We start from the raw sequence: 25,765 nt of genomic DNA on the forward strand, positions 1-25,765 counted from the left end.
GGGCGTAGGGGATAGTGGAGTACGTGAGTGCCGCATCCCCCGCCCCAGTGCCCCTTCCGCTTCCGCGCGGCGAGACCGGACCGGCCGTGTCGACCGGCCGCCGCAGTCTCGCAGTCGCCCTCCTGTCCGGCGCCGTCGGCGCCGTCGTCGTGCTGCTCGCCTCGGGCCGGCCCTGGGCCGGGGGCACGGCCTCCGTGGGTGGCGGCTCGCTGCCGCTGGTCGCCGACGGGCAGGACATTACCGGCGCCCCCGCGGCGCTGGCCATCGTCGGCCTGGCCGCGCTCGTCGCGGTGTTCGCCGTTCGCCGTTCCGGCCGGCTACTGGTCTCCGCACTGCTCGCGCTGAGCGGCGCGGGCGCAGCCGTCACCGCGTACCTGGGCGCCTCCGACAGCACGGCGCTCGACGAGAAGGCCGCCACGACCACCGGCGACGCCACCGCCGCGGCCGCCGCTCTGACCCATACCGCCTGGCCGTACGTGACGGCGGTCGGCGGTCTGCTGATCCTGCTCGCCGGGCTGCTCGCCCTGTTCCGCGGCCGGAAGTGGCCCGCGATGTCCGGGCGTTACGAGCGCGACGGCAGCCCCAGGCCCCGCAAGGCCCCGCGCGTGGCCCCGGACCCGGAGCGGCCCGAAGAGCTCTGGAAGGCCCTCGACCGCGGCGAGGACCCGACGCGCGACGCATGACCCCGGGCTCCACCCACGGTCCCGGGTGCGGGACAATGGGCCGCGAGCATCCACTCACCACGACTCACCACAGAGCAACAGCAACGAGGAGCAACTCATGGCGGGCACCAGCCACGGACACACCCCGGCCGCCTGGACCGGTGTCACCATCGCCTTCATCGGTTTCTGCGTTTCGGGCGCCTTCATGGTGCTGGCCAACCCGCTCGGCGTCTGGGCCGGACTGGCAGTGATACTGCTGGGCCTCGTTGTCGGCATGGCCATGAGTGCCGCGGGTCTCGGCATGCCGAAGGAGTCCGACGCGGTGCGCCGGGCCAGGATCGAAGCAGGGCAGATGCAGACCCGCTGACGGGCCGGTCACCGACCGGTCGCCCGGTCGAGAAGTACCGAAACCGGCCTTTGCAGGTTTCGAAGCAAGGCGCAGCCCGGTCGGGCTGCGCCTTTCCTCGTGAGCAGGGACAATCGCCCCGTGGATGCCAAGCCTTCGCCCGCCCCAGCCCCCTCGCCGCCGCCATCAAGAGCCCCCGCGGCGCTCGCCCGGCGGCTCCTGACGCCGCTCGTCACCCTCGCGGGCGTCGCCGCGGCCTTCGCGTACGTCGGCACGGTCGACCCCAATGAGCCGGGCCACTACCCGGCCTGCCCGCTGCTCCAGCTCACCGGCATCTACTGTCCGGGCTGCGGTGGCCTGCGCAGCGCGCACGGTGTCGCCACCGGCGACCTGGCCGGCGCGTTCGGCGCCAACGCCATGGCCGTCGTCGGCTACGCGATCTGCGCCGCGCTGTGGGCCGTATGGGTGGTTCGCTCCGCCCGCGGACTGCCGATGCGGATCAACGTGAAACCGGTCTTCTGGTGGTCCCTGGGCGCTGTGGCCGCGATCTTCAGCATCGTCCGGAATCTGCCGTTCGGCTCGGCGCTCGCTCCGTGAAGTACCAGGTGGTGGGACTGGCGCGCACCGGATGCGAGACCTTGGCCCTCCTGCGGATACCATCGGTATGGCTGATCCTGGTCCACCATTACTGTCCCGAAAGGGGGCCGCTCGCGTGAGTGTGCTCGACGAGATCATCGAAGGCGTCCTCGCCGACCTCGCAGAGCGGCAGACACGCGTCAGCCTCGACGAGCTCAAGGATCGCGCGGCCAAGGCCCCACAGGCGAAGGACGGTGTCGCCGCCTTGCGCGGCGACGGCGTCCAGGTCATCTGCGAGGTCAAGCGCTCCAGCCCGTCGAAGGGCGCGCTCGCCGCGATCGCCGACCCGGCAGGCCTCGCCGCCGACTACGAGGCGGGCGGCGCCGCCGTCATCTCCGTACTGACCGAGCAGCGCCGCTTCGGCGGTTCGCTGGCCGACCTGGAAGCCGTACGCGCCAGGGTCGATGTGCCGCTGCTGCGCAAGGACTTCATGGTCACGGCCTACCAGCTGTGGGAGGCGCGGGCGTACGGCGCAGACCTGGCGCTGCTGATCGTCGCGGCCCTGGAGCAGGAGGCCCTGGTCTCCCTCATCGAGCGGGCCGAGTCCATCGGGCTCACCCCGCTGGTCGAGGTGCACGACGAGGACGAGGTCGAGCGCGCGGTCGAGGCCGGCGCGAAGATCATCGGGGTCAACGCACGCGACCTCAAGACGCTCAAGGTCGACCGCGGGGTCTTCGAACGCGTCGCCCCCGAGATCCCCGCGCACATCGTCACCATCGCCGAGTCCGGCGTGCGCGGCCCGCACGACCTGATCGCGTACGCCAACGCGGGCGCCGACGCGGTGCTCGTGGGCGAGTCCCTGGTCACCGGCCGCGACCCGAAGGCCGCCGTCGCCGACCTGGTCGCCGCGGGCGCCCACCCTGCGCTGCGCCACGGGCGGAGCTGACCCACCCCCATGACCGCTCTCCGCCGCCCCGTCACCCGCACCCGGCCGGGCCTGCGCCCGTCCGTGGCCCGCGCGCGCGACCCGCACGCGCCGCTGGCGCGCGGGTGCCGTCCGCGTGGGTGCCGGGCGCCGGCGCGGCGGGTGCTGGGACGCCGGGTGCGGTACCACATCGGTGCGGAGCCCGGCCAGATCAACGGCGCGCGATGGCGGGCCGAAGGCGCGTCGTAGCGAACCTGGAATGCCGGTACGCGTGATCACGTACCCGTTTCATCCCTCGCACGGCGCATAGGCGAAGCCCACCTGTTGATTCATGGGGCGCGAGCCCCTTCTGAGGAGTGCGTCGGATGTCTTCTGACTTCTTCATTCCGGACCCCGAGGGTCATATCCCCAACGCCGAGGGCTATTTCGGCGCGTACGGCGGCAAGTTCATCCCCGAGGCGCTGGTCGCCGCGGTCGACGAGGTCGCCGTCGAATATGCCAAGGCCAAGTCGGACCCGGCCTTCGCGGCCGAGCTGAACGAGCTCATGGTCAACTACACCGGCCGTCCCAGCGCGCTCACCGAGGTGCCCCGGTTCGCCGAACACGCGGGCGGGGCACGGGTCTTCCTCAAGCGCGAGGATCTCAACCACACCGGCTCCCACAAGATCAACAATGTGCTGGGCCAGGCGCTCCTCACCAAGCGCATGGGCAAGACGCGGGTCATCGCGGAGACCGGCGCGGGCCAGCACGGCGTCGCCACCGCCACCGCCTGCGCGCTCTTCGGTCTCGAATGCACCGTCTACATGGGCGAGATCGACACCCAGCGCCAGGCGCTCAATGTCGCCCGGATGCGGATGCTCGGCGCCGAGGTCATTGCCGTGAAGTCCGGCAGCCGCACCCTGAAGGACGCCATCAACGAGGCGTTCCGCGACTGGGTCGCCAACGTGGACCGTACGCACTACCTCTTCGGCACCGTCGCGGGACCGCACCCCTTCCCCGCGATGGTCCGCGACTTCCACCGCGTCATCGGCGTGGAGGCGCGCCGCCAGATCCTGGAGCGCGCCGGACGGCTGCCCGACGCGGCGGTCGCCTGTGTCGGCGGCGGCTCCAACGCCATCGGTCTCTTCCACGCCTTCATCCCGGACGCGGACGTACGCCTCGTCGGCTGCGAGCCCGCCGGGCACGGCATCGAGACCGGGGAGCACGCCGCGACCCTGTCCGCGGGCGAGCCCGGCATCCTGCACGGCTCGCGGTCGTACGTCCTGCAGGACGAGGAGGGCCAGATCACCGAGCCCTACTCGATCTCGGCGGGCCTCGACTACCCGGGCATCGGCCCCGAGCACGCCTACCTCAAGGACAGCGGCCGGGGCGAGTACCGTGCCGTGACGGACGACGCGGCGATGCAGTCGCTGCTCCTGCTGTCCCGCACCGAGGGCATCATCCCGGCCATCGAGAGCGCCCACGCGCTCGCCGGTGCGCTGGAGCTCGGCAAGGAACTGGGCAAGGACGGGCTGATCCTGGTCAACCTGTCCGGGCGCGGCGACAAGGACATGGACACGGCCGCCCGCTACTTCGGTCTGTACGCCACCGACGCCGCGGTCGAGGCCAACGCCTCCGCCGGCAACGGCGCCGCCGAGATCCAGAAGGACGCCAAGTGAGCGGCAACATCAAGCTGTTGAGCGACACGCTCGCGAAAACCAGGTCCGAGGACCGGGCCGCGCTCATCGCCTACCTCCCGGCCGGGTTCCCGACCGTGGACGGCGGCATCGCGGCGGTGAAGGCGGTCCTGGCGGGCGGCGCGGACGTTGTCGAGATCGGGCTGCCGCACAGCGACCCGGTGCTCGACGGCCCGGTCATCCAGACCGCCGACGACATCGCGCTGCGCGGCGGCGTGAAGATCGCCGATGTGATGCGCACAGTGCGCGAGGCGTACGAGGCGACCGGCGCGCCGGTGCTCGTCATGACGTACTGGAATCCGATCGACCGGTACGGCATCGAACGCTTCACCACCGAGCTGGCCGCGGCCGGCGGCGCGGGCTGCATCCTGCCCGACCTGCCGGTGCAGGAGTCCGCCCAGTGGCGGAAGCACGCCGACGCGCTGGGGCTCGCCACGGTCTTCGTGGTCGCGCCCAGCAGCCAGGACGAGCGGCTCCGCACGATCACGGCGGTGGGCTCCGGTTTTGTCTACGCCGCCTCGCTCATGGGCGTCACCGGCACCCGCGTTTCGGTGGGCGAACAGGCCCAGGACCTGGTGCGCAGGACCAGGGCCACCACCGACCTGCCGGTGTGTGTCGGGCTCGGGGTCTCCAACGCCGTGCAGGCCGAGGAGGTCGCCGGGTTCGCCGACGGGGTGATCGTCGGCTCGGCCTTCGTCAAGCTGATCCTTGACGCGCCGGACGAGGCCGCGGGCCTCGCCGCGGTCCGCTCGCTCGCTGCCGAACTGGCTGAAGGCGTCCGCAGGAACAACTGATCGGTTTCGCTCGTATGGGTGGACCTGGACCGGGGAGGCACGCGTGTGCCTCCCCGGTTCGTTGCTGCGGGTGTGAGCGACAAGAACCTTGAGGGAAAACGAACCGCACGTGAGCGGCTCATCCAGGAACGCGAAGCGCAGAAGGTCCGCGACCGGCGCAGGCGGACACTGATCGTGTCCGCTGCCGTGGTGGGTGTGCTGGGGCTGACCGCGGTGGTGGGCATGCTCGCCGTGAACTCCGACTCGGGCGGAGGAAAGAGCGACACCGCGGGACCGCTTCTCGCGCCCAAGGGCACCGACGCCAAGAGCGACCCGATGGTCCCGGTGGGGGCGACGGACGCGCCGTCCACGCTCACCATCTGGGAGGACTTCCGCTGTCCGGCCTGCGCCCAGTTCGAGAACGGCTTCCGGACCACCATCGAGGAGCTGGAGAAAGCAGGTCAGCTCAAGGCCGAGTACCACCTCGCCACGCTCATCGACGGAAACATGAGCGGAACGGGCTCGCTGCGCGCGGCCAACGCGGCCGGGTGCGCGCAGGACGCCGGGAAGTTCGCCCCGTACCACGACGTGCTCTTCCAGAATCAGCCACCGGAGACCGACGACGCCTTCGCCAAGAACAGCCGTCTGATCGAGCTGGCGGGCAAGGTCGACGGCCTCGTCACGGACCCGTTCGAGCAGTGTGTGAACGACGGGGCGCACGACAGCTGGGTGCGCAAATCCAACGAGGCCTTCCAGAAGGGCAACTTCAACGGGACGCCGACCGTGCTGCTCAACGGCGAGCCGGTCTTCCCGAAGAAGGGCGACGAGGAGATCTCCCCGGCGAACCTGAAGAAGTGGGTCACCGAGGCGAACAGGGGCAAAAAGGCCGGGACGGCGACCGCCACCCCGTCCGCCTCCGGCTGAGCCCGTTATCCATACGTTGCCGGGTGGGTTGCCGTACGTCCCACCCGGCAAGGTAGCGTCGACCCTGCCATGGAAATTGCCTATATCCCCAGCCCGTCGACCGGTGTGATCGAGCTCGGACCGATCCCGCTCCGCGGCTACGCGTTCTGCATCATCATTGGCGTTTTTGTCGCCGTCTGGTACGGCAACAAGCGCTGGGTCGCCCGGGGAGGCAAGAGCGGCACGGTTGCCGACATTGCCGTCTGGGCCGTGCCCTTCGGCCTCGTCGGCGGACGGCTCTACCACGTCGTCACCGACTACCAGCTGTACTTCAGCGAGGGCCGGAACTGGGTCGACGCCTTCAAGATCTGGGAAGGCGGCCTCGGTATCTGGGGCGCCGTCGCGCTCGGTGCGGTCGGTGCCTGGATCGGCTGCCGCCGCCGCGGCATCCCGCTGCCGGCCTGGGCCGACGCCCTCGCGCCCGGCCTCGCCTTCGCCCAGGCCATCGGCCGCTGGGGCAACTGGTTCAACCAGGAGCTGTACGGGCGGGAAACCGATGTGCCGTGGGCGCTCGAAATCAGCGAGGGCGCGAACCGCGCAGCGGGCACGTACCACCCGACCTTCCTCTACGAGTCGCTGTGGTGCATCGGCGCCGCGTTCCTGGTGATCTGGGCCGACCGCCGCTTCAAGCTCGGCCACGGCCGGGTCTTCGCGCTGTACGTCGCGGTGTACTGCGTGGGCCGCAGCTGGATCGAGTACATGCGCGTCGACGAGGCCCACCAGGTGCTGGGGCTGCGCCTCAACGTGTGGACCTCGATCGTGGTGTTCGTGCTCGCGGTGGTCTACATCGTCCTCTCGGCGAGGCTACGGCCGGGCCGCGAGGAGATCGTCGAGCCCGATGCCGTCGAGCCGGTCAAGGACGGTTCCGCCGACGACAGCGACAACGACAGCGATGGTGACGACGGCGACAACAACGACAGTGTTGACACCACCAAGGCCGATGACGAAGCCGGTGCGGCGAAGAAACTCTGACCGTACGCACCACCCTTCAGCCTTCCCGGGACCGCCGGACCGTTCATGGTCCGGCGGTCCCGTCGTGCGTGGCGGCGGACCTACGGGCCGCCCACCAGCCGGTAAGTACGGCCTGCCTTGCTGGCGGGAGCCCTGATTCGTGCGTATTTTCGAGGGTGTTGGGAGGGAGCGGGAACCACAAGAGGGCCTGCTCCCGGCGAGAGGGGAACCGCACGAGATGGCCATCATCGAGACCGGGGCGACGCTGCACGTGGCACACCGTGACAACCACACGCACCGTGATGTGAACGGCGGTTGGCTGCGTCCCGCCGTCTTCGGCGCGATGGACGGCCTGGTCTCCAACCTGGCTCTGATGACCGGTGTCGCGGGCGGCTCGGTCGCCCACCAGACCATCGTCATCACCGGGCTCGCCGGTCTCGCCGCCGGTGCCTTCTCCATGGCCGCCGGTGAGTACACCTCGGTGGCCTCGCAGCGTGAGCTCGTCCAGGCGGAACTGGAGGTCGAGCGGATCGAGTTGCGCAAGCACCCCAAGGACGAGCTGGCGGAGCTGGCCGCGCTCTACGAGTCGCGCGGGGTGGAGCCGGAGCTGGCGCGCGCCGTCGCCCAGCAGTTGTCGGTGGACCCGGAGCAGGCGCTGGAGATACACGCCCGCGAGGAGCTGGGCATCGACCCGGGCGATCTGCCGTCGCCGCTCATCGCTGCGGTGTCCTCGTTCGGAGCGTTCGCGCTGGGCGCGCTGCTGCCCGTACTGCCCTATCTGCTCGGCGCCGCGTCCATGTGGCCCGCGGTGCTGCTCGCGCTCGTCGGCCTGTTCGCCTGCGGCGCGCTGGTGGCGCGGGTCACCGCGCGGTCCTGGTGGTTCAGCGGACTGCGGCAGCTGGCTCTGGGCGGCGCTGCGGCCGGTGTGACGTTCGCCCTGGGCGCTCTGTTCGGAACGGCCGTAGGATGAGAAGCTGCGACGCTATGCATCGCTTCGAATAAGTAGTCGGTTACTCGCTGGTTTCATTCTCTTAACAGGCGGGAATGAGCCGGGAGCGCTGCGGGCAAGGAAGCCAGCTCAGCGACGACCGGGCAGACATGATCTGCCCGCCTCTGCACCACTTTCACCGCTATGAGCGGTGTCCGCATGCTGGAACGCGTTATCCGCTTCCCGAGAAGCGCCCCATCATGTAACCTGCACGAAATTTCGCGGAGGGCCAACGTCGTCCCTCGGTACTTACATATGCCACGACGACGACGGGAGAGCCGATGCGTTCCGCGTCCACGCACTCCGCGACCGACAGCACCCTCAACAGTGCCTGGTCGCCCATGGACGGTCGCCCTGCCCCGCAGGGCATGTACGACCCGCGCAACGAGCACGACGCCTGTGGCGTCGGCTTCGTGGCCACCCTCACCGGCGAGGCGAGCCACGCGCTCGTCGAGCAGGCCCTGACCGTACTGCGGAACCTCGAGCACCGCGGCGCCACCGGCTCCGAGCCCGACTCGGGCGACGGTGCCGGAATCCTCCTGCAGGTCCCGCACGCCTTCCTCAATGAGGTCACCGACTTCGACCTGCCCGAGGCAGGCGCGTACGCGGTGGGTATCGCCTTCCTGCCCGCGGACGACTCCACCACCGCCGTCTCACGCATTGAGACGATCGCCGCCGAAGAGGGCCTCGAAGTCCTCGGCTGGCGCGATGTCCCGGTCACCCCCGACCTCCTCGGCAACGGCGCCCGCGCCACCATGCCGGCCTTCCGCCAGATCTTCGTGGCGGACCGTACGAGCACGGGCCTGGTCCTGGACCGCAAGGCTTTCGTGCTGCGCAAGCGCGCCGAGCGCGAGGCCGGGGTCTACTTCCCGTCGCTCTCGGCGCGGACCATTGTCTACAAGGGCATGCTCACCACCGGGCAGCTTGAGCCGTTCTTCCCGGACCTGTCCGACCGGCGCTGCGCGACCGCCATCGCCCTGGTCCACTCGCGCTTCTCCACCAACACCTTCCCGAGCTGGCCGCTTGCCCACCCGTACCGCTTCGTCGCGCACAACGGCGAGATCAACACGGTCAAGGGCAACCGCAACTGGATGAAGGCCCGCGAGTCACAGCTCGCGTCGGATGCGTTCGGCTCTGCCGACAATGGACACAGTGGTGCGCAGAAGCTCGACCGGATCTTCCCCGTCTGCACCCCGGACGCCTCCGACTCGGCGTCCTTCGACGAGGTCCTCGAACTGCTGCACCTCGGCGGCCGCTCGCTGCCGCACGCCGTGCTGATGATGGTCCCCGAGGCGTGGGAGAACCACACGTCCATGGACCCGGCCCGCCGCGCCTTCTACCAGTACCACTCCACGCTGATGGAGCCCTGGGACGGCCCGGCCTGCGTCACCTTCACCGACGGCACCCAGGTCGGCGCGGTCCTCGACCGCAACGGTCTGCGCCCCGGACGCTACTGGGTGACCGACGACGGCCTGGTCGTGCTCTCCTCCGAGGTCGGCGTGCTCGACATCGACCCGGCCAAGGTGGTCCGCAAGGGCCGCCTGCAGCCCGGCAAGATGTTCCTCGTCGACACCGCCCAGCACCGCATCGTCGAGGACGACGAGATCAAGGCGTCGCTGGCCGCCGAGAAGCCGTACCAGGAGTGGCTGGAAGCCGGTGAGATCGAGCTCGAAGATCTCCCCGAGCGCGAGCACATCGTGCACACGCACGCCTCCGTCACCCGCCGCCAGCAGACCTTCGGCTACACCGAGGAAGAGCTGCGCATCATCCTCGCGCCGATGGCCCGCACCGGTGGCGAGCCGCTCGGCTCCATGGGTACGGACTCGCCGATCGCGGCCCTGTCGGAGCGCCCACGGCTGCTCTTCGACTACTTCACCCAGCTCTTCGCGCAGGTCACCAACCCGCCGCTGGACGCCATCCGCGAGGAGCTCGTCACCTCGCTGCTCTCCTCGCTCGGCCCGGCGGGCAACCTGCTCGACCCGACCGCCGCGTCCTGTCGTAGCGTCACCCTGCCCTTCCCGGTGATCGACAACGACGAGCTGGCGAAGCTCATACACGTCAACGCCGACGGCGACATGCCCGGCATGACGGCCGCCACCCTCTCCGGTCTCTACCGCGTCAGTGGCGGCGGCGACGCGCTCGCCGCCCGCATCGAGGAGATCTGCGCCGAGGCGGACGCGGCCATCGAGGCCGGCGCCCGCATGATCGTGCTCTCCGACCGGCACTCCGACGCCGAGCACGCGCCGATCCCGTCGCTGCTGCTCACCTCCGCCGTGCACCACCACCTCATCGGCACCAAGCAGCGCACCCAGGTGGGCCTGCTGGTCGAGGCGGGCGACGTACGCGAGGTGCACCATGTCGCGCTGCTCATCGGGTTCGGCGCGGCCGCGGTCAACCCGTACCTGGCGATGGAATCCGTCGAGGACCTGGTCCGCGCCGGTACGTTCATCGAGGGCGAAGAGCCCGAGCAGGCCATCCGCAACCTGATCTACGCCCTCGGCAAGGGCGTCCTGAAGGTCATGTCGAAGATGGGCATCTCGACCGTCGCCTCCTACCGCGGCGCGCAGGTCTTCGAGGCCGTCGGCCTTGACGCGACCTTCGTCGACAAGTACTTCCACGGCACCGCGACGAAGATCGGCGGCGCCGGTCTCGACGTCGTCGCGAAGGAGGTCGCCGCCCGCCACGCCAAGGGGTACCCGGCCTCCGGCATCTCCGCTTCGCACCGCGCGCTGGACATCGGCGGCGAGTACCAGTGGCGCCGCGAGGGCGAGCCGCACCTCTTCGACCCGGAGACGGTCTTCCGCCTCCAGCACGCCACGCGCTCGCGCAGCTACGACATCTTCAAGCAGTACACGGGCCGGGTGAACGAGCAGTCGGAGCGTCTGATGACGCTCCGCGGGCTCTTCGGCTTCAGGAGCGTCCGCGAGTCGATCCCGATCGACGAGGTCGAGTCGGTGGCGGACATCGTCAAGCGCTTCTCCACCGGCGCCATGTCGTACGGCTCCATCTCGCAGGAGGCGCACGAGACGCTCGCCATCGCCATGAACCAGCTGGGCGGCAAGTCCAACACCGGTGAGGGCGGCGAGGACGCGGACCGGCTGTACGACCCGGCGCGGCGCTCCGCCATCAAGCAGGTCGCCTCCGGCCGCTTTGGTGTGACCAGCGAATACCTGGTCAACGCGGACGACATCCAGATCAAGATGGCGCAGGGCGCGAAGCCCGGCGAGGGCGGCCAGCTGCCCGGCCACAAGGTCTACCCGTGGGTCGCCAAGACCCGGCACAGCACGCCCGGTGTCGGTCTGATCTCCCCGCCGCCGCACCATGACATCTACTCCATCGAGGACCTGGCTCAGCTGATCCACGACCTCAAGAACGCCAACCCGCAGGCCCGCATCCATGTGAAGCTGGTCTCCGAGGTCGGCGTCGGCACGGTCGCCGCGGGTGTCTCCAAGGCACACGCGGACGTGGTCCTCATCTCCGGCCACGACGGCGGCACGGGCGCATCCCCGCTCACCTCGCTCAAGCACGCGGGCGGCCCCTGGGAGCTGGGGCTCGCCGAGACCCAGCAGACCCTGCTGCTCAACGGCCTGCGCGACCGCATCGTCGTACAGACCGACGGCCAGCTCAAGACCGGCCGTGACGTGATCATCGCCGCGCTGCTCGGCGCCGAGGAGTTCGGTTTCGCGACCGCGCCGCTCGTCGTCTCCGGCTGCGTCATGATGCGTGTCTGTCACCTCGACACCTGCCCGGTCGGCATCGCCACCCAGAACCCGGTGCTGCGCGAGCGCTACGCGGGCAAGGCCGAGCACATCGTCAACTTCTTCCAGTTCATCGCCGAAGAAGTCCGCGAGCTGCTGGCCGAGCTCGGCTTCCGCACCCTCGAAGAGGCCGTCGGCCACGCCGAACTCCTCGACACCGAGCGGGCCATGGGCCACTGGAAGGCGCAGGGCCTCGACCTCTCGCCGCTGTTCTACGTTCCCGAGCTGCCGGAAGGCGCGGTGCGCCACCAGACCACGGTCCAGGACCACGGTCTGACCAAGGCACTCGACAACGAGCTGATCAAGCTCGCCGCCGACGCCCTGGCCGCCGACAGTGCCGAGGCCGCCGGACCGGTCCGCGCGCAGGTCGCGATCCGCAACATCAACCGGACCGTCGGCACCATGCTCGGCCACGAGGTGACCAAGAAGTTCGGTGGCGCCGGTCTGCCCGACGACACCATCGACATCACCTTCACCGGGTCCGCGGGCCAGTCCTTCGGCGCCTTCATCCCGCGCGGCGTCACCCTGCGCCTCGAAGGCGACGCCAACGACTATGTCGGCAAGGGCCTTTCGGGCGGCCGGGTCATCGTCCGCCCGGACCGCGGCGCCGACCACCTCGCCGAGTATTCGACGATCGCCGGCAACACCATCGGCTACGGCGCGACCGGCGGCGAGCTGTTCCTGCGCGGCCGCACCGGTGAGCGCTTCTGCGTCCGCAACTCCGGCGCGACGGTCGTCTCGGAGGGCGTGGGCGACCACGGCTGCGAGTACATGACCGGCGGCGTCGCGGTGGTCCTTGGCGAGACCGGTCGTAACTTCGCGGCCGGTATGTCCGGCGGCGTCGCGTACGTCATCGACCTCGACCCGGACAACGTCAACGCCGGCAACGCCGGTGCGGTCGAGGCCCTCGACGAGACCGACAAGCAGTGGCTGCACGATGTGGTGCGCCGCCACCAGGAGGAGACCGCTTCGACGGTCGCCGAGAAGCTGCTTGCCGAGTGGGACACCGCGGTGACCCGCTTCAGCAAGATCATCCCTTCCACCTACAAGGCAGTGCTCGCCGCCAAGGACGCCGCTGAGCTCGCCGGTCTCTCCGTGGAGCAGACCACCGAGAAGATGATGGAGGCAGCGACCAATGGCTGACCCCAAGGGCTTCCTGACCACCGGGCGCGAGGTCGCGAAGACCCGCCCGCCCGGTGAGCGCGTCAAGGACTGGAACGAGGTCTACGTTCCCGGCTCGCTGCTGCCGATCATCAGCAAGCAGGCCGGGCGCTGTATGGACTGCGGCATCCCGTTCTGCCACAGCGGCTGTCCGCTCGGCAACCTCATCCCCGAGTGGAACGACTACGCGTACCGCGAGGACTGGACGGCCGCCTCCGAGCGGCTGCACGCGACCAACAACTTCCCGGAGTTCACCGGTCGCCTCTGCCCGGCGCCCTGCGAGTCCGCGTGTGTGCTGGGCATCAACCAGCCCGCCGTCACCATCAAGAATGTCGAAGTCACCATCATCGACAAGGCGTGGGACAGCGGCGACGTCACCCCGCAGCCGCCCGAGCGGCTCAGCGGCAAGACCGTTGCGGTCATCGGCTCGGGACCGGCCGGTCTCGCCGCCGCGCAGCAGCTGACGCGGGCGGGCCACATGGTCGTCGTGTACGAGCGTGCCGACCGTATCGGTGGACTGCTGCGCTACGGCATCCCCGAGTTCAAGATGGAGAAGTCGCACATCAACCGCCGTATCGAGCAGATGCGCGCGGAGGGCACCAAGTTCCGCACAGAGGTGGAGATCGGCCGCGACGTCGACGCCGCGAAGCTGCGCAGGCGTTACGACGCGGTGGTCATCGCCGCCGGTGCGACGGTCTCCCGCGACCTGCCCGTCCCGGGGCGCGACCTGCGCGGCATCCACTTCGCCATGGAGTACCTGCCGCTCGCCAACAAGGTGCAGGAGGGCGACCTGACGGTCTCCCCGATCACCGCCGAGGGCAAGCACGTCGTGGTCATCGGCGGCGGCGACACCGGCGCGGACTGCGTCGGCACCGCCAACCGCCAGGGCGCGGCGTCCGTCACGCAGTTGGAGATCATGCCCAGGCCGGGCGAGGACAGGGCTCCCAACCAGCCCTGGCCGACGTTCCCGATGCTCTACAAGGTCACCTCCGCGCACGAGGAGGGCGGCGAGCGGGTCTACTCCGTCTCGACCACCCACTTCGAGGGCGATGAGGACGGCAACGTCCAGTCCCTGCACCTCATCGAGGTGGAGTTCAAGGGCGGCAAGTTGGAGCAGAAGCCCGGCACCGAGCGCGTCATCCCCGCGCAACTGGTCACCCTCGCGATGGGCTTCACCGGCACGGACCAGGCGAACGGCCTGGTCCAGCAGTTCGGCCTGGAGCTCGACGCACGCGGCAACGTGGCGCGCGACGACGAGTACGCGACCAACGTCGGCGGCGTCTTCGTCGCCGGTGACGCGGGCCGCGGCCAGTCGCTCATCGTCTGGGCGATCGCCGAGGGCCGCTCGGCGGCGCGCGGAGTGGACCGCTTCCTGACGGGGGCGAGCGACCTGCACGCCCCGATCAAGCCGACGGACCGTTCACTGACGGTCTGACCCGGCTCACTGAAACGTCCCGTACAACGGCGTACGGAACTAGGGGGGACAACCCCCTCTAGTGCGTTGGCCACGAACGTGTGCCGGGTCTGGTCATGCGGCCTTGGGGCGTGGGTGGCCCCAGCGTTGCTGGCGTTCGCTGCGGACCTTGGCGCGTTCGCGGCGCTGGGCGGCCAGGACGTCGGGGTGCCGCGCGTTGGCGTTGCGCCACCGCAGGTAGTCCTGGAGCTTGCGGGCGAGGACGGTGTGGTTGGGGTGGTTCGAGTTGGCCATGACGAAGTTGCGCAGGGGCCCGAACTGCGCCTCGATCGGGTTGGCCCACGACGCGCTCGTCGGCGTCAGGCACAACTCGACCTTGTTCTTCTTCGCCCAGGTCCGGATGGTCGGGGTCTTGTTCGCCGACAGGTTGTCCATGATCACGTAGACAGGGGCGCCGTCGGGGCGAGCGGCCCGGATCGACTTCAGCGCCGAGAGGCTGTGGTCACCGCCCTTGCGGCGGCGGGTCACTCCCCACAGCTGGTCGTCGCCCAGGGAATAGCAGCCGTGGAAGTACCGGATGCCGTGGGTGCGGTGATAGGTGGCCGGCAGCCGGTCCGGTTTCTTCTCCTGGGCCCAGCCGGAGCCGTGGCAGGGGCGGATCGACAGCGGGCCGAACTGGTCGAAGGCGAAACACCGGTCCGGGAAACGACTGGTCACGTGCTCGATGCGGTCGAGTTTGGTGTCCTTGTCGGGATCCTTGGACTCCTTCCAGGTGCGGGTCCGCTGGAAGGAGATCCCGTTCTCGCGCAAGATCTGCCGCAGCCGTTCCCGGCCGATCTTCACCGTCCTCACCCGGTTGCGGGCCAGGTAGTCGGTGAGCTTGCGAAGGCTCCAGTGCGTGAAGGGACGTCCCAGCGTGACCGGGCGGGTCCGGGCCGTCGCGATGATGAACTCGCGTTCGTCATCGCTGATCAGGCGGGGACGGCCTCCCGCCCACCGAGGGTCCAGCGCGGCCAGGCCCTCCTCGTTGAACGCGTGGATCACGTCCCGGACTGTGTCCTCGTGCGCGGCGACCAACTGCGCGATCGCCGTCACGGTGGTCCCCGACGCCGACGCCATGATGATCAGTGCCCGACGCACCCGCACGGACTCGTGGCGGCCCCGCCGAACGATCTGCTGCAGCCTCTGCCCCTCTTGATCAGTCAACCGTCGCGCCCTGACCGGCTCTGCCATCTGCGACCTCACTCATCCTCAACAACAACTACGTTGCATCCAGAGTGAAGCCGACCGACCCCAGCACCCTAAACATCGATCAGCGTGTCGCCAGACCCGGCGAACGTTCGTGGCCAACGCACTAGCCGCGGCGCCTGCCATTCCCCGACCGGAATACGGCAGGCGCCGCGGCGCGTTCCGGGCCGGGTGGCCGATCCTTCGACGGGTGCGGTGCGGGTTGCCTGCGGCGCTGCGCAGCATCCGGGAAGCTCTCAGCCCGTCCGGCATTTGAGGACACGCCCGCAGGGCGTCCCGGGGGTCCGGGGGGTCCGGGGGCTTGCCCCCGGTTTCGGGAATGGGCGGGTAGGGGATCAGCCCGCCACAGGCGCAGGGCATGTCACGTAACCTCTGAACTCCCCCACACCGCGCCCGCATCGACCCGACGGAGTCTCCGTATGGCCATCAGTCTCCAGAAGGTGGAGGAGACGGCGCCCGCGCTCGTCAGCTTCTACAAGAGCGCGGGCGTCTCGCTCAAGAAGCACGGGCTGAAGGGGCAGCGCGCAGCGGTCTATCTGGTTCTCGACTACTCCGGCTCCATGCGCGACTACTACAAGGACGGCACGGTCCAGGCCCTCGCCGACCAGGTCCTCGGCCTCTCCGCGCATCTCGACGACGACGGCATCGTTCCCGTCATCTTCTTCTCGACCGACGTCGACGCCGTGGCCGACATCGCGCTGGAGAACCACCGGGGCCGGGTCGATGCCATTGCCGCCGGGCTCGGGCACATGGGGAAGACCAGTTACCACCTAGCCATGGACGAGGTGATCGGCCACTACCTGGACAGCGGGGCCCAGGACCCCGCCCTGGTCATCTTCCAGACCGACGGCGGGCCCATCAACAAGGTCGCCGCGGAACGGTACCTGTGCAAGGCGGCCAGGCTGCCGATCTTCTGGCAGTTCATCGGCTTCGGCAATACCCGCAGCTCGCAGTTCGACTTCCTCCACAAGCTCGACGAGCTCCCCGTCCCAGCCAAGCGGCCCGTCGACAACGCGGGCTTCTTCCATGCGGGCCTCGACCCGCGCGAGGTCCCCAACGCCGTGTTGTACGACCGGCTGGTACGGGAGTTCCCCGACTGGCTGAAGGCCGCCCGGGCCCTGGGTATCGTGCGATGACCGATCTGCGGGTGCTGAAAGCGGCCGACCTGGCCGCCGTCCCCTGGAAGAACGGCGGCGGCGTCACCCGTGAGATCGCGGCCTGGCCCGAGAGCGCCGGGATCGACGACTTCGCCTGGCGCGTGAGCCTCGCGGACGTTGCTGTCGACGGCCCGTTCTCCGCCTTCCCCGGCGTCGACCGGACCCTGACCGTGGTCGAGGGCGCGGGCATGGAGCTCACGGTCGGCGGCCGACAGCACCTCGTCGACGTACGCGATACGCCCCACCGCTTCCCCGGCGACGTACCCACCGAGGGCCGCCTCCTCGACGGGCCCGTCGTGAACCTGAACGTCATGCACCGCAGGGACCGAGGCGGCATGGCCGTGCTCGTCTCCGTCGTGCGCGGCGGCCTGCCGCTGCTGGTGCCCGCCGGCAGTACGGTCCTGGTCGTCGCCCTGGATGCCCCGGCGCGCCTGGTGAGCGAGTGCGTCACTCTCGACCGCTACGACGTCGCCGTGGCGACCGGATGGCCGGGGATCCTGGAGACCGAGGGGCGCGCGGCGGTCATCACGATCCGCTGTCCGTGACCCCCGCGTCGGCGTTCCGTGGTCCGGTCCACTCGGTCAGCGCGGCCCGGATCGCCCCGGCGTCCGCCTCGTCCGCCGCCCAGGCGACGTGACCGTCGGGGCGGACGAGGAGCGTGGTGCGCCGGTCGCTCGTCCACCGCGTCACGACGAGCCGGTCCTCCCGGCCCGTCCCTGCATGGTCCGGCCCGCCCTGGCCCTGCGGAGTGATCTCCGGAGTGATGAGGACGAACTTGCCCGCACGCAGTGCCTCGTAGAGCCGGCCGCTCTTGAGCTCGACGTCCGGGACGCGCTTGCCGGTGAGCCGGTGGGCGCCGCGTGGGCCGCCGTAGGCATACCCGAGGCCGGTGACCTGGCCGAGGGCGCGGCGGCCCACCGGCCGCACCCGTCCGACGAGGAGGCTCAGCGCGGAGCGGAGCGCGCGCTGGACCGGATTGTGCGCCATTGCCAGCCGTACGATCGCGCCACTGCTGCGCAGCACCGCCTTCCCGACCGGGTGCCGCTCGGCGTGATACGTGTCCAACAGCCCCTCCGGCGCCCACCCGTTGACCACGGCCGCCAGCTTCCAGCCGAGGTTGGCGGCGTCCTGGATGCCGGTGTTCATGCCCTGGCCGCCCGCCGGGGAGTGGGTGTGCGCGGCGTCCCCCGCGAGCAGCACCCGGCCCACCCGATAACTGGGCACCTGGCGCTCGTCGCTGTGGAAGCGGGACATCCAACGGGCTTCGTGCATCCCGAAGTCGCTGCCGAAGGCGCGCACGGCGATGGAGCGCAGCTCTTCGAGGTCGGTGGGCTCGGTGTCGGGCACATCGCTCGACGTACGGTCCCAGCCGCCCACCCGCCAGTAGCCGTCCCCGAACGGGATCACGAAGCCGAAGGCGTCGCCCACACCCCTGACCGCCACGGTCCTGCTCGGCTCCTGCTCCAGCAGTACGTCGGCCAGGACGATCGACTTGATGACGGAGTGGCCGAGGAAGGGCAGGCCCAGAGCCTTACGCACGGCGCTGCGCACCCCGTCGGCCCCCACCGCGTACGCACCGGTCAGCGTGCCGGTCGAGTCGTCCTCGTATCTGACTTCTACGTCCACACTCGCTTCGCCCTGCACGATGCCGGTCACCTCGGTCCCGTACAGGAAGGTCACGCCGTTCTTCTCGGCCCGCCGCAACAGCAGCCTCTCGACCTCGTACTGAGGAGTGATCAGCAAGTACGGGAAGCGGGAGGGCAGTTCGGACAGGTCGAGGGAGAGGTGGTCGAAGAGCCGCATCTCGGTGAGGGGTTGCCCCGTCGCGATGAGCTCGTCCGCGAGGCCCCGGGCGTCGAGCTGCTCAAGGGTGCGGGCGTGCACACCGAAGGCGCGGGTCAGATTGCTGATGCCCGCGGGGCGCCGTTCGACCACGGTGACGGGGACGCCCGCCGCGGCGAGATCACCGGCCAGCAGTAGTCCGGTGGGGCCCGCTCCGGCGACGATGACGTCGCGGACACTGCGGTGCGATGTGGTGCCGTTCATGGCGACCTCCTGATGCCAACACGAGCCGGTCAACGCTTGTTGGCCAATGTAGGGCGGCGGCTGTCTTCATGTCAACGTGCGTTGGCCTACAGGCGTTGGCGAGTGTGGTGTGTTGTCCCCTTCAGTCGGCCAGCACCCGCCCCCGGCACTCCGAAGGCGTCCCCCATGCGTCCCGCAGCGGGCGTGCCTTCCGCAGCCACAGGGAGAGATCCAGCTCCTGGGTGTAGCCGACCGCGCCATGCAGCTGGAGTGCGGCGCGGGCCGCGGCGTACGCCGCTTCGCCCGTCGCCACCTTTGCCGCCGCGACATGCGCCCCGGCCCGGGGCGAGCCGGCTTCGAGGGCGAGCGCCGCTCCGTGCAGCAGGGGCCGGGCGAATTCGAGGCCGATCAGAGTGTCGGCCAGCCGGTGCTTGACCGCCTGGAAGGAGCCGATCGGCGCGCCGAACTGCGTGCGCTGCTTGGTGTACGCCACCGTCCGCGCCAACAGCGCCTCACCCACCCCCAGTGCCTGAGCCGCCGTCAGGAAGGTGGCCCAGTCCGCTGCGCGCGCCGCGGCCTCGCGCACGGCAGGGCCGCTCGCCAGCAACTCCCCGCCGCCCAAAGGGCGGAACAGCCGCCGCGCCGGATCGGCGGACGCCCGCAGCGCTCCCGGAGCGGCGGCCAGCCGCAGCTCGTCGCCCTGGACGACGAACACCGCGTCGGCGGAGTCGGCGTCCAGGGCGTAACCGCCGAGACTCAGGGAGGCGATGCGCCGCCCGGACGCCAGCGAAGGCAGCCACTCCTTGGCGAGGGCCTGCCCCGCTTCGCCCAGTGCCCCCAGCAGCACCCCGGCGGCCGCCGTCTCGACCACCGGGCCCGGCATCGCGTGTCGCCCCAAAGCGGTGTAGGCGGCGGCCAGTTCGACCGGTAGCGGGCCCACGCCCTCGTACACCTCGGGCACCGCCAGCGCGAACACCCCCGCGTCGGCCAGCCGCGACCACAGCGCCCGGCCAGGACCGTGGTCCCCGACCGCCCAGGCCCGTACGACAGCAGGCGTGTCCGCGGCCGACAGCATCGCGTCGAGCGAGCGCGCGAACTCCCGTTGCTCGTCGGTGAGTAGAAAACGCATCAGCGGCGGCCCTTCGGGAGGCCGAGCAGGCGCTCGGCGATGATGTCGCGCTGGATCTCGTTCGTACCGGCGTAGATGGGGCCCGCGAGCGAGAAGAGATACCCCTCGGCCCACTCGCCGTCGGCCAACTCCGCGTCCGGGCCGAGCAGATCGAGCGCCGCCTCGTGCAGCGCGATGTCGTAGTCGGACCAGAAGACCTTGTTCAGGCTCGACTCGGCGCCGATGGTCGCTCCGGCCGCGAAGCGTGAGGCGTTGGCGTACGTGAAGAGCTGGTACGCGCGAGCGCCGATCACCGCGTCCGCGACCCGGTCGCGCATGGCCGTGTCCGCCGGATCCGTGTGCGTACGCCACAACCGGGCCAGCCGGTCGGCGGCGGCGAGGAAGCGGCCGGGGGAGCGCAGGGTCAGCCCGCGCTCGTTGCCCGCTGTCGACATGGCGACCTTCCAGCCCTGCCCCGGCTCCCCGACGACATCCGCGTCCGGCACGAAGACCCCGTCGAGGAAGAGCTCGGCGAACGCGGGCTTCCCGTCGAGACGCCCGATGGGCCGCACGGTCACACCCGGCGCCGACAGGTCGAACATCAGGTACGTCAGGCCCTGATGCGGCTTGGGTGTGCCCTGTTCGGTGCGGAAGATGCCGAAGGCGCGGTCGGCGAAGGCGGCCCGCGACGACCAGGTCTTCTGGCCGGACAACAGCCAGCCGCCCTCGGTGCGTTCGCCGGTCGACCGCAGGGACGCGAGGTCCGAGCCGGCCTCGGGCTCGGACCAGGCTTGTGCCCAGATGACCTCGCCGCTCGCCATCGACGGCAGAAGCCGGGCGCGCTGCTCGGCGCTCGCGTGGTCGAAGAGGGTGGGCGCGAGGAGGTTGATGCCGTTCTGGGAGACCCGGCCCGGCGCGCCCGCCGCGAAGTACTCCTCCTCGAAGATCAGCCACTTGAAGATGTCGGCGCCCCGGCCGCCGTACTCCTCGGGCCAGGAGACGACCGACCACCGGTCCGCGGCCAGCCGCGCCTCCCACCCCCGGTGCGCGGCGAAACCCTCCTCGGTCTCCAGCGACGGCAGCGGCTCGGCGGGCACATGCGCGGCGAGCCAGGCCCGCGCCTCGGCCCGGAAGGCGTCCTCGTCCGGGGTGAAGTCCAGGTCCGTGCGCAGGCCTTCGATAGACATCCTCATCCTTCCCTAACAAGTGTTTGGTAGGTTAACGTACGGCCATGAGCAGCGTCGAGGAGCCGAGCGCACCGGGATATGTGCCGAGCGCACCCGAGTACGTACCGGGGCACGGCCTGCTCCGGGGGCGCGGCGCCGTCATCACCGCGGCGGCCGGAGCCGGGATCGGCGGGGCGACCGCCCGCAGATTCCTGGAGGAGGGCGCGCGGATCGTCATCAGCGACACGCACGCGCGGCGGCTGAAGGAGAGCGAGGAGGTGCTCGCGGCGGAGTTCGGGGCGGACGCCGTCACCTCGATCCCTTGCGACGTCACGGACGAGGCCCAGGTCCAGGCACTGTTCGAAGCGGCCGTGACGCGACACGGCGGCCTCGACATCATCGTCAACAACGCGGGCCTGGGCGGCACTTGCGCACTGGTCGACATGACCGACGAGCAGTGGTCGAAGGTCCTCGACGTGACGCTGAACGGCACGTTCCGCTGTACCCGGGCGGCGCTGCGGCTGCTCAAGGACGCGGAGCGCGGCGGAGTGATCGTCAACAACGCCTCCGTCGTCGGCTGGCGCGCCCAGGCGGGCCAGGCCCACTACGCCGCCGCGAAAGCCGGTGTGATGGCACTGACCAGGTGCGCGGCGGTCGAGGCCGCCGAGTACCGGGTCCGCGTGAACGCCGTGGCCCCCAGCCTCGCCATGCACCCGCATCTGGTGAAGGTCACCACCCCCGAACTCCTGGAAGAGCTGACGGCCCGCGAAGCCTTCGGCCGGTACGCCGAACCCTGGGAGGTCGCCAATGTCATCGTCTTCCTCGCCAGCGGCTACTCCTCCTACATGACGGGCGAAACGGTGTCCGTCAGCAGCCAGCATGCCTAGGAGGTGGCCCGCCACCGGGACGACAATGGACAGGTGCCTACCAAGAAAAAACCCCAGGTGACCGCCTCGCCCGAGCGGCGCCGCGAACTGCTCGACACCGCCGCCGAGGTGTTCGCCGCCCAGGGCTACAACGCCACCACCGTCCGGAAGATCGCCGACGAGGCCGGCATGCTCGCCGGCAGCCTCTACTACCACTTCGATTCCAAGGAATCGATGCTCGACGAGATCCTGTCGTCCTTCCTGACCGAGCTCTGGGACGGGTACGACACCGTGCTCGCCGCCGGTCTCGGCCCCAGGGAGACCATCGAGGCCCTCGTCACCGAGTCCTTCCGCGAGATCGACCGGCACCGCGCCGCCGTCGCCATCTACCAGAAGGAATCCAGGCACCTGGCCTCGCAGCCCCGCTTCCACTACCTCACCGACTCGCAGCAGAAGTTCGAGAAGGCCTGGCTGGGGACGCTGGAGCGCGGAGTTGCCGCCCAGGTCTTCCGCGACGACCTCGACGTCCGCCTCACGTACCGCTTCGTCCGCGACACCGTGTGGGTCGCCGCGTCCTGGTACCGGCCCGGCGGACAGCACAGCCCCGAGGAGATCGCCCGCCAGTACCTGTCGATGGTCCTGGACGGAATCGCCCTGCGTACGTAACGCATCCAAGGAATCCAAGGAGCAGCAGCCATGGCCGAGGCCTACATCGTCGAAGCGGTACGCACCCCGGGCGGCCGGCGCAAGGGCGGCCTGTCGGCCGTCCACCCGGCCGACCTCGGGGCCCACGTCCTCAAGGCCCTGGTCCAGCGCTCCGGCGTCGACCCGGCCGCAGTCGAGGACGTCGTCTTCGGCTGCCTGGACACCGTCGGACCACAGGCCGGCGACATCGCGCGTACAGCGTGGCTGGCGGCCGGGCTGCCCGAGGAAGTGCCCGGCGTGACGATCGACCGGCAGTGCGGCTCCTCGCAGCAGGCCGTGCACTTTGCCGCGCAGGGGGTGCTGTCCGGCACCCAGGACCTGGTCGTCGCGGGCGGCGTACAGAACATGAGCCAGATCCCCATCGCCTTCGCCTCGCGCCAGGCCGCCGAACCGCTGGGCCTGACCGAGGGGCCGTACGCCGGCTCCGCGGGCTGGCGGGCGCGCTACGGCGACCGGCCCGTCAACCAGTTCCACGGCGCCGAACTGATCGCCCGCAAGTGGGGCATCTCACGCCTCGACATGGAGGAGTTCGCGCTGCGCTCGCACCAGCGGGCGCTGCGCGCGATCGACGAGGGCCGCTTCGAGCGGGAGACCGTCGCGCACGGCGACGTGACGGTGGACGAGGGGCCGCGGCGCGACACGACGCTGGCGAAGATGGCGGGTCTCAAGCCCGTCATGGAGGGCGGCACCATCACCGCGGCCTGCTCCTCGCAGGTCTCCGACGGAGCCTCGGCGATGCTCATCGCGTCCGAGCGGGCCGTCGCCGAGCACGGGCTGACCCCGCGCGCCCGCATCCACCACCTGTCGGTGCGCGCCGAGGACCCGATCCGCATGCTGTCCGCGCCGATCCCGGCGACGGCGTACGCCCTGAAGAAGACCGGGATGTCGATCAACGACATCGACCTGGTCGAGATCAACGAGGCCTTCGCGCCGGTGGTCCTCGCCTGGCTGAAGGAGACCGGCGCCGACCCGGAGCGGGTCAACGTCAACGGCGGCGCCATCGCGCTCGGACACTCGCTCGGCGCGACCGGCGTGAAGCTCATGACGACGCTCCTGCACGAACTGGAGCGTACGGGCGGGCGGTTCGGGCTGCAGACGATGTGCGAGGGCGGCGGACAGGCGAACGTCACCATCATCGAACGTCTGTAGAGCTGGTGCTCCGGCGCTGTCGTGCTAAGCTGGGCGAGTTGCAGTTTTGGTACCCATAAACATTATGTGCGCCTGACGGGAATGCTTCCATCAGGCGCATTTTGTTTTCCGGTTCTCCGGATGGGGCTAATTGCGGCGACGTGGAATCCGTACAGTGCGGATTTCCGGATCTGCCCCAGTTTTTTATAGGAGAATGACATGGCTACTGGAACCGTGAAGTGGTTCAACTCGGAAAAGGGCTTCGGCTTCATTGAGCAGGACGGCGGCGGCGCCGACGTCTTCGCCCACTACTCGAACATTGCCACCCAGGGCTTCCGTGAGCTCCAGGAGGGCCAGAAGGTCTCCTTCGACGTCACGCAGGGCCAGAAGGGCCCGCAGGCGGAGAACATCGTCCCGGCCTAATCGCCGCGACGCGTTACCTCCTGGCCGGGGCCCGCACCGTGAAGGTGCGGGCCCCGGCTTGTGCTGTCCCCAGGAAGGCAATTCCCGAATGACTCGCTCCGAACGCCCGGCCGCCGCTCGCTCAGCCCGTCCCGCTCGCAATCGCCCCTCGAAGGCCCAGGGCAAGGCCCCCGCAAAGGGACCCGCCCGTCGGTCCACCCCCCTTCAGGGTGAATTCGCGATGCCGGAGACCATTACCCCGGCGCTGCCGGCCGTCGAGCAGTTCGCAGACCTCGACATGCCCGCAGCCCTGCTCAAGACCCTGGCGGCACTGGGTGTGACCGAGCCCTTCCCGATTCAGGGCGCGACCCTGCCGAACGCGATCGCGGGCCGCGACATCCTCGGCCGCGGGCGCACCGGATCCGGGAAGACCCTTGCCTTCGGCCTCGCGCTGCTGACCCGCCTCGCGGGACAGCGCGCCGAGCCGCGCAGCCCCCTCGCGCTGGTCCTGGTGCCCACGCGGGAGCTCGCACAGCAGGTCACCGACGCCCTGACGCCGTACGCGACCGCCGTGAACCTGCGGACCGCCACGGTCGTCGGCGGTATGTCGATCACCCGGCAGACGACCGCGCTGCGCCGCGGCACCGACGTGCTCGTGGCCACCCCCGGCCGCCTCAAGGACCTCATCGAGCGCGGCGACTGCAACCTGTCGCAGGTCTCGATCACGGTCCTCGACGAGGCCGACCAGATGGCCGACATGGGCTTCCTTCCGCAGGTCACAGCGCTGCTCAAGCAGGTTCAGCCGGACGGGCAGACGATGCTGTTCTCGGCGACCCTGGACCGTAACGTCGACCGGCTCGTGAAGATGTTCCTGAGCGACCCGGTGGTCCACTCCGTCGACCCGTCCGCGGGCGCGGTGACCACGATGGAGCACCACGTGCTGTACGTCGCGGACGAGACCGACAAGAAGGCCGTGGCCACCCGCATCGCGGCCCGCGAGGGCCGGGTGATCATGTTCGTGGACACCAAGCGCGCCGCGGACCGTTTCGCCAAGCGCCTGCTGGCCAGTGGTGTACCGGCGGCGGCGCTGCACGGCGGCCGTTCGCAGCCGCAGCGCAACCGGACGCTCGACCAGTTCAAGACCGGCCAGGTCACCGCGCTGGTCGCCACCAATGTGGCGGCCCGCGGCATCCACATCGACGACCTCGACCTGGTCGTCAACGTGGACCCGCCCACCGACCACAAGGACTACCTGCACCGCGGCGGCCGTACCGCCCGCGCCGGTGAGTCCGGCAGCGTGGTCACGCTGGTGCTGCCCGACGAGAAGCGGGAGATGACCAAGCTGATGTCCGACGCCGGCATCAGCCCGCAGACCGCCAGGGTCAAGTCCAGCGACGAGGAGCTGGCCCGCATCACCGGTGCGCGCGAGCCCTCCGGCGTGGCGATCATCGTCGAGATCCCGCAGCAGCAGCAGGCGCAGCCCAAGCGCAAGCCGCAGGGCGGCGGCCGTGCGAGCGGCGGCAACCGTACGGCCAGTGGCCGTGGCGGTCAGGGCGGCGGCCGTCCTCAGGGCGAGCGCGCCCAGACCGGCGGCCGTGGTGGCCAGGGCGAGCAGGGCGGCGGCGGACGGGCGCCCCAGGGCGAGCGTGCCCCGGGCACCCGGAGCCGTGGCCGTCGTGGCCGCCCGGGGACGGGCGCGCAGGGCGGTAGCCGCGCTGCGGCGTAGCGCCACAGACGCGGCGTTGTGCTGCAGCCGTAGTTCTTCTC

Annotated in this window: 23 protein-coding genes; 19 read left to right on the forward strand and 4 right to left on the reverse strand. The window is 70.2% G+C overall.

Translation table 11 applies throughout. The features are described from left to right. Nucleotides 1–14: 14 nt before the first annotated feature. From ABCR94_RS22640 to ABCR94_RS22695, 12 genes are all read left to right on the forward strand, one after another. Complete coding sequence (locus tag ABCR94_RS22640) at nucleotides 15–683, forward strand: TIGR02234 family membrane protein (RefSeq protein ID WP_521977560.1); 669 nt, start codon at nucleotides 15–17, stop codon at nucleotides 681–683. A gap of 97 nt (nucleotides 684–780) precedes the next feature. Beyond that, nucleotides 781–1,029: an HGxxPAAW family protein gene (locus tag ABCR94_RS22645; RefSeq protein WP_347121632.1), complete on the forward strand. Its 249-nt coding sequence runs from the start codon at nucleotides 781–783 to the stop codon at nucleotides 1,027–1,029. A gap of 120 nt (nucleotides 1,030–1,149) precedes the next feature. Next, entirely contained in the window at nucleotides 1,150–1,605 is a 456-nt protein-coding gene (locus tag ABCR94_RS22650; RefSeq protein WP_347121634.1) for a DUF2752 domain-containing protein, read from the forward strand. Nucleotides 1,606–1,720: 115 nt separating this feature from the next. Next, on the forward strand, nucleotides 1,721–2,530 hold the full coding sequence (trpC, locus tag ABCR94_RS22655; RefSeq protein ID WP_347121636.1) for an indole-3-glycerol phosphate synthase TrpC: 810 nt from the start codon (nucleotides 1,721–1,723) through the stop codon (nucleotides 2,528–2,530). Between the two features lie 9 nt (nucleotides 2,531–2,539). Next, nucleotides 2,540–2,758: a tryptophan biosynthesis modulator TrpM gene (gene trpM / locus ABCR94_RS22660; protein WP_347121637.1), complete on the forward strand. Its 219-nt coding sequence runs from the start codon at nucleotides 2,540–2,542 to the stop codon at nucleotides 2,756–2,758. Nucleotides 2,759–2,874: 116 nt separating this feature from the next. Next, nucleotides 2,875–4,167 (forward strand): tryptophan synthase subunit beta, encoded by a 1,293-nt coding sequence (gene trpB / locus ABCR94_RS22665; protein WP_347121639.1) that lies wholly within the window; start codon nucleotides 2,875–2,877, stop codon nucleotides 4,165–4,167. Beyond that, nucleotides 4,164–4,979, forward strand: a complete 816-nt coding sequence (gene trpA, locus ABCR94_RS22670) for a tryptophan synthase subunit alpha (RefSeq protein WP_347121641.1) — start codon at nucleotides 4,164–4,166, stop codon at nucleotides 4,977–4,979. The genes trpB and trpA overlap by 4 nt, the downstream gene beginning before the upstream one ends. A 72-nt stretch (nucleotides 4,980–5,051) precedes the next feature. Further along, complete coding sequence (locus ABCR94_RS22675; RefSeq protein ID WP_347121643.1) at nucleotides 5,052–5,882, forward strand: DsbA family protein; 831 nt, start codon at nucleotides 5,052–5,054, stop codon at nucleotides 5,880–5,882. A gap of 69 nt (nucleotides 5,883–5,951) precedes the next feature. Continuing rightward, nucleotides 5,952–6,893, forward strand: coding sequence for a prolipoprotein diacylglyceryl transferase (gene lgt, locus ABCR94_RS22680; RefSeq protein WP_347121644.1), 942 nt, complete (start codon nucleotides 5,952–5,954; stop codon nucleotides 6,891–6,893). Nucleotides 6,894–7,110: 217 nt separating this feature from the next. Further along, complete coding sequence (locus ABCR94_RS22685; RefSeq protein WP_347121645.1) at nucleotides 7,111–7,842, forward strand: VIT1/CCC1 transporter family protein; 732 nt, start codon at nucleotides 7,111–7,113, stop codon at nucleotides 7,840–7,842. Nucleotides 7,843–8,141: 299 nt separating this feature from the next. Continuing rightward, entirely contained in the window at nucleotides 8,142–12,761 is a 4,620-nt protein-coding gene (gene gltB / locus ABCR94_RS22690) for a glutamate synthase large subunit (RefSeq protein ID WP_347121647.1), read from the forward strand. Beyond that, nucleotides 12,754–14,214 (forward strand): glutamate synthase subunit beta, encoded by a 1,461-nt coding sequence (locus ABCR94_RS22695; RefSeq protein ID WP_347121649.1) that lies wholly within the window; start codon nucleotides 12,754–12,756, stop codon nucleotides 14,212–14,214. Before gltB ends, ABCR94_RS22695 begins: the two co-directional genes overlap by 8 nt. Before the next feature lie 93 nt (nucleotides 14,215–14,307). On the opposite strand, the gene ABCR94_RS22700 is transcribed toward ABCR94_RS22695, so the two are convergent. After that, nucleotides 14,308–15,426 carry an IS630 family transposase gene (locus ABCR94_RS22700; RefSeq protein WP_347116969.1) on the reverse strand — a complete coding sequence of 373 codons (1,119 nt, stop codon included), beginning with the start codon at nucleotides 15,424–15,426 and terminating at the stop codon, nucleotides 14,308–14,310. 434 nt (nucleotides 15,427–15,860) lie between these two features. On the opposite strand from ABCR94_RS22700, the gene ABCR94_RS22705 reads away from it, so the two are divergent. Both ABCR94_RS22705 and ABCR94_RS22710 read left to right on the forward strand, forming a co-directional pair. After that, nucleotides 15,861–16,577: a VWA domain-containing protein gene (locus ABCR94_RS22705; RefSeq protein ID WP_347121651.1), complete on the forward strand. Its 717-nt coding sequence runs from the start codon at nucleotides 15,861–15,863 to the stop codon at nucleotides 16,575–16,577. Beyond that, on the forward strand, nucleotides 16,574–17,143 hold the full coding sequence (locus tag ABCR94_RS22710; protein ID WP_347121652.1) for a HutD/Ves family protein: 570 nt from the start codon (nucleotides 16,574–16,576) through the stop codon (nucleotides 17,141–17,143). Before ABCR94_RS22705 ends, ABCR94_RS22710 begins: the two co-directional genes overlap by 4 nt. On the opposite strand, the gene ABCR94_RS22715 is transcribed toward ABCR94_RS22710, so the two are convergent. From ABCR94_RS22715 to ABCR94_RS22725, 3 genes are all read right to left on the reverse strand, one after another. Next, on the reverse strand, nucleotides 17,124–18,644 hold the full coding sequence (locus ABCR94_RS22715; RefSeq protein WP_347121653.1) for an FAD-dependent oxidoreductase: 1,521 nt from the start codon (nucleotides 18,642–18,644) through the stop codon (nucleotides 17,124–17,126). The genes ABCR94_RS22710 and ABCR94_RS22715 overlap by 20 nt on opposite strands. Nucleotides 18,645–18,765: 121 nt before the next feature. After that, nucleotides 18,766–19,752, reverse strand: coding sequence for an acyl-CoA dehydrogenase family protein (locus tag ABCR94_RS22720; RefSeq protein ID WP_347121655.1), 987 nt, complete (start codon nucleotides 19,750–19,752; stop codon nucleotides 18,766–18,768). After that, nucleotides 19,752–20,918 (reverse strand): acyl-CoA dehydrogenase family protein, encoded by a 1,167-nt coding sequence (locus ABCR94_RS22725; RefSeq protein WP_347121657.1) that lies wholly within the window; start codon nucleotides 20,916–20,918, stop codon nucleotides 19,752–19,754. The genes ABCR94_RS22720 and ABCR94_RS22725 overlap by 1 nt, the downstream gene beginning before the upstream one ends. Before the next feature lie 44 nt (nucleotides 20,919–20,962). Here ABCR94_RS22725 and ABCR94_RS22730 point away from each other — a divergent pair, with 44 nt between their 5' ends. The 5 genes from ABCR94_RS22730 to ABCR94_RS22750 all read left to right on the forward strand — a co-directional run bounded on the left by ABCR94_RS22730 (nucleotide 20,963) and on the right by ABCR94_RS22750 (nucleotide 25,724). Continuing rightward, nucleotides 20,963–21,784 (forward strand): SDR family oxidoreductase, encoded by an 822-nt coding sequence (locus tag ABCR94_RS22730; protein WP_347121659.1) that lies wholly within the window; start codon nucleotides 20,963–20,965, stop codon nucleotides 21,782–21,784. Between the two features lie 33 nt (nucleotides 21,785–21,817). After that, the gene (locus ABCR94_RS22735; RefSeq protein ID WP_347121660.1) at nucleotides 21,818–22,429 is read left to right on the forward strand and encodes a TetR/AcrR family transcriptional regulator; all 612 of its coding nucleotides are present in this window, start codon (nucleotides 21,818–21,820) and stop codon (nucleotides 22,427–22,429) included. Between the two features lie 30 nt (nucleotides 22,430–22,459). Further along, a complete protein-coding gene (locus ABCR94_RS22740) occupies nucleotides 22,460–23,617 on the forward strand; it encodes an acetyl-CoA C-acetyltransferase (RefSeq protein ID WP_347121661.1) in 1,158 nt (385 codons plus the stop codon). Nucleotides 23,618–23,815: 198 nt separating this feature from the next. Continuing rightward, nucleotides 23,816–24,019, forward strand: a complete 204-nt coding sequence (locus ABCR94_RS22745) for a cold-shock protein (RefSeq protein ID WP_015607926.1) — start codon at nucleotides 23,816–23,818, stop codon at nucleotides 24,017–24,019. A gap of 88 nt (nucleotides 24,020–24,107) precedes the next feature. Next, on the forward strand, nucleotides 24,108–25,724 hold the full coding sequence (locus ABCR94_RS22750) for a DEAD/DEAH box helicase (RefSeq protein WP_347121664.1): 1,617 nt from the start codon (nucleotides 24,108–24,110) through the stop codon (nucleotides 25,722–25,724). The last annotated feature ends 41 nt before the right edge of the window (nucleotides 25,725–25,765 follow it).

Source organism: Streptomyces changchenzhani (assembly GCF_039766235.1).
GTDB lineage: Bacteria > Actinomycetota > Actinomycetes > Streptomycetales > Streptomycetaceae > Streptomyces.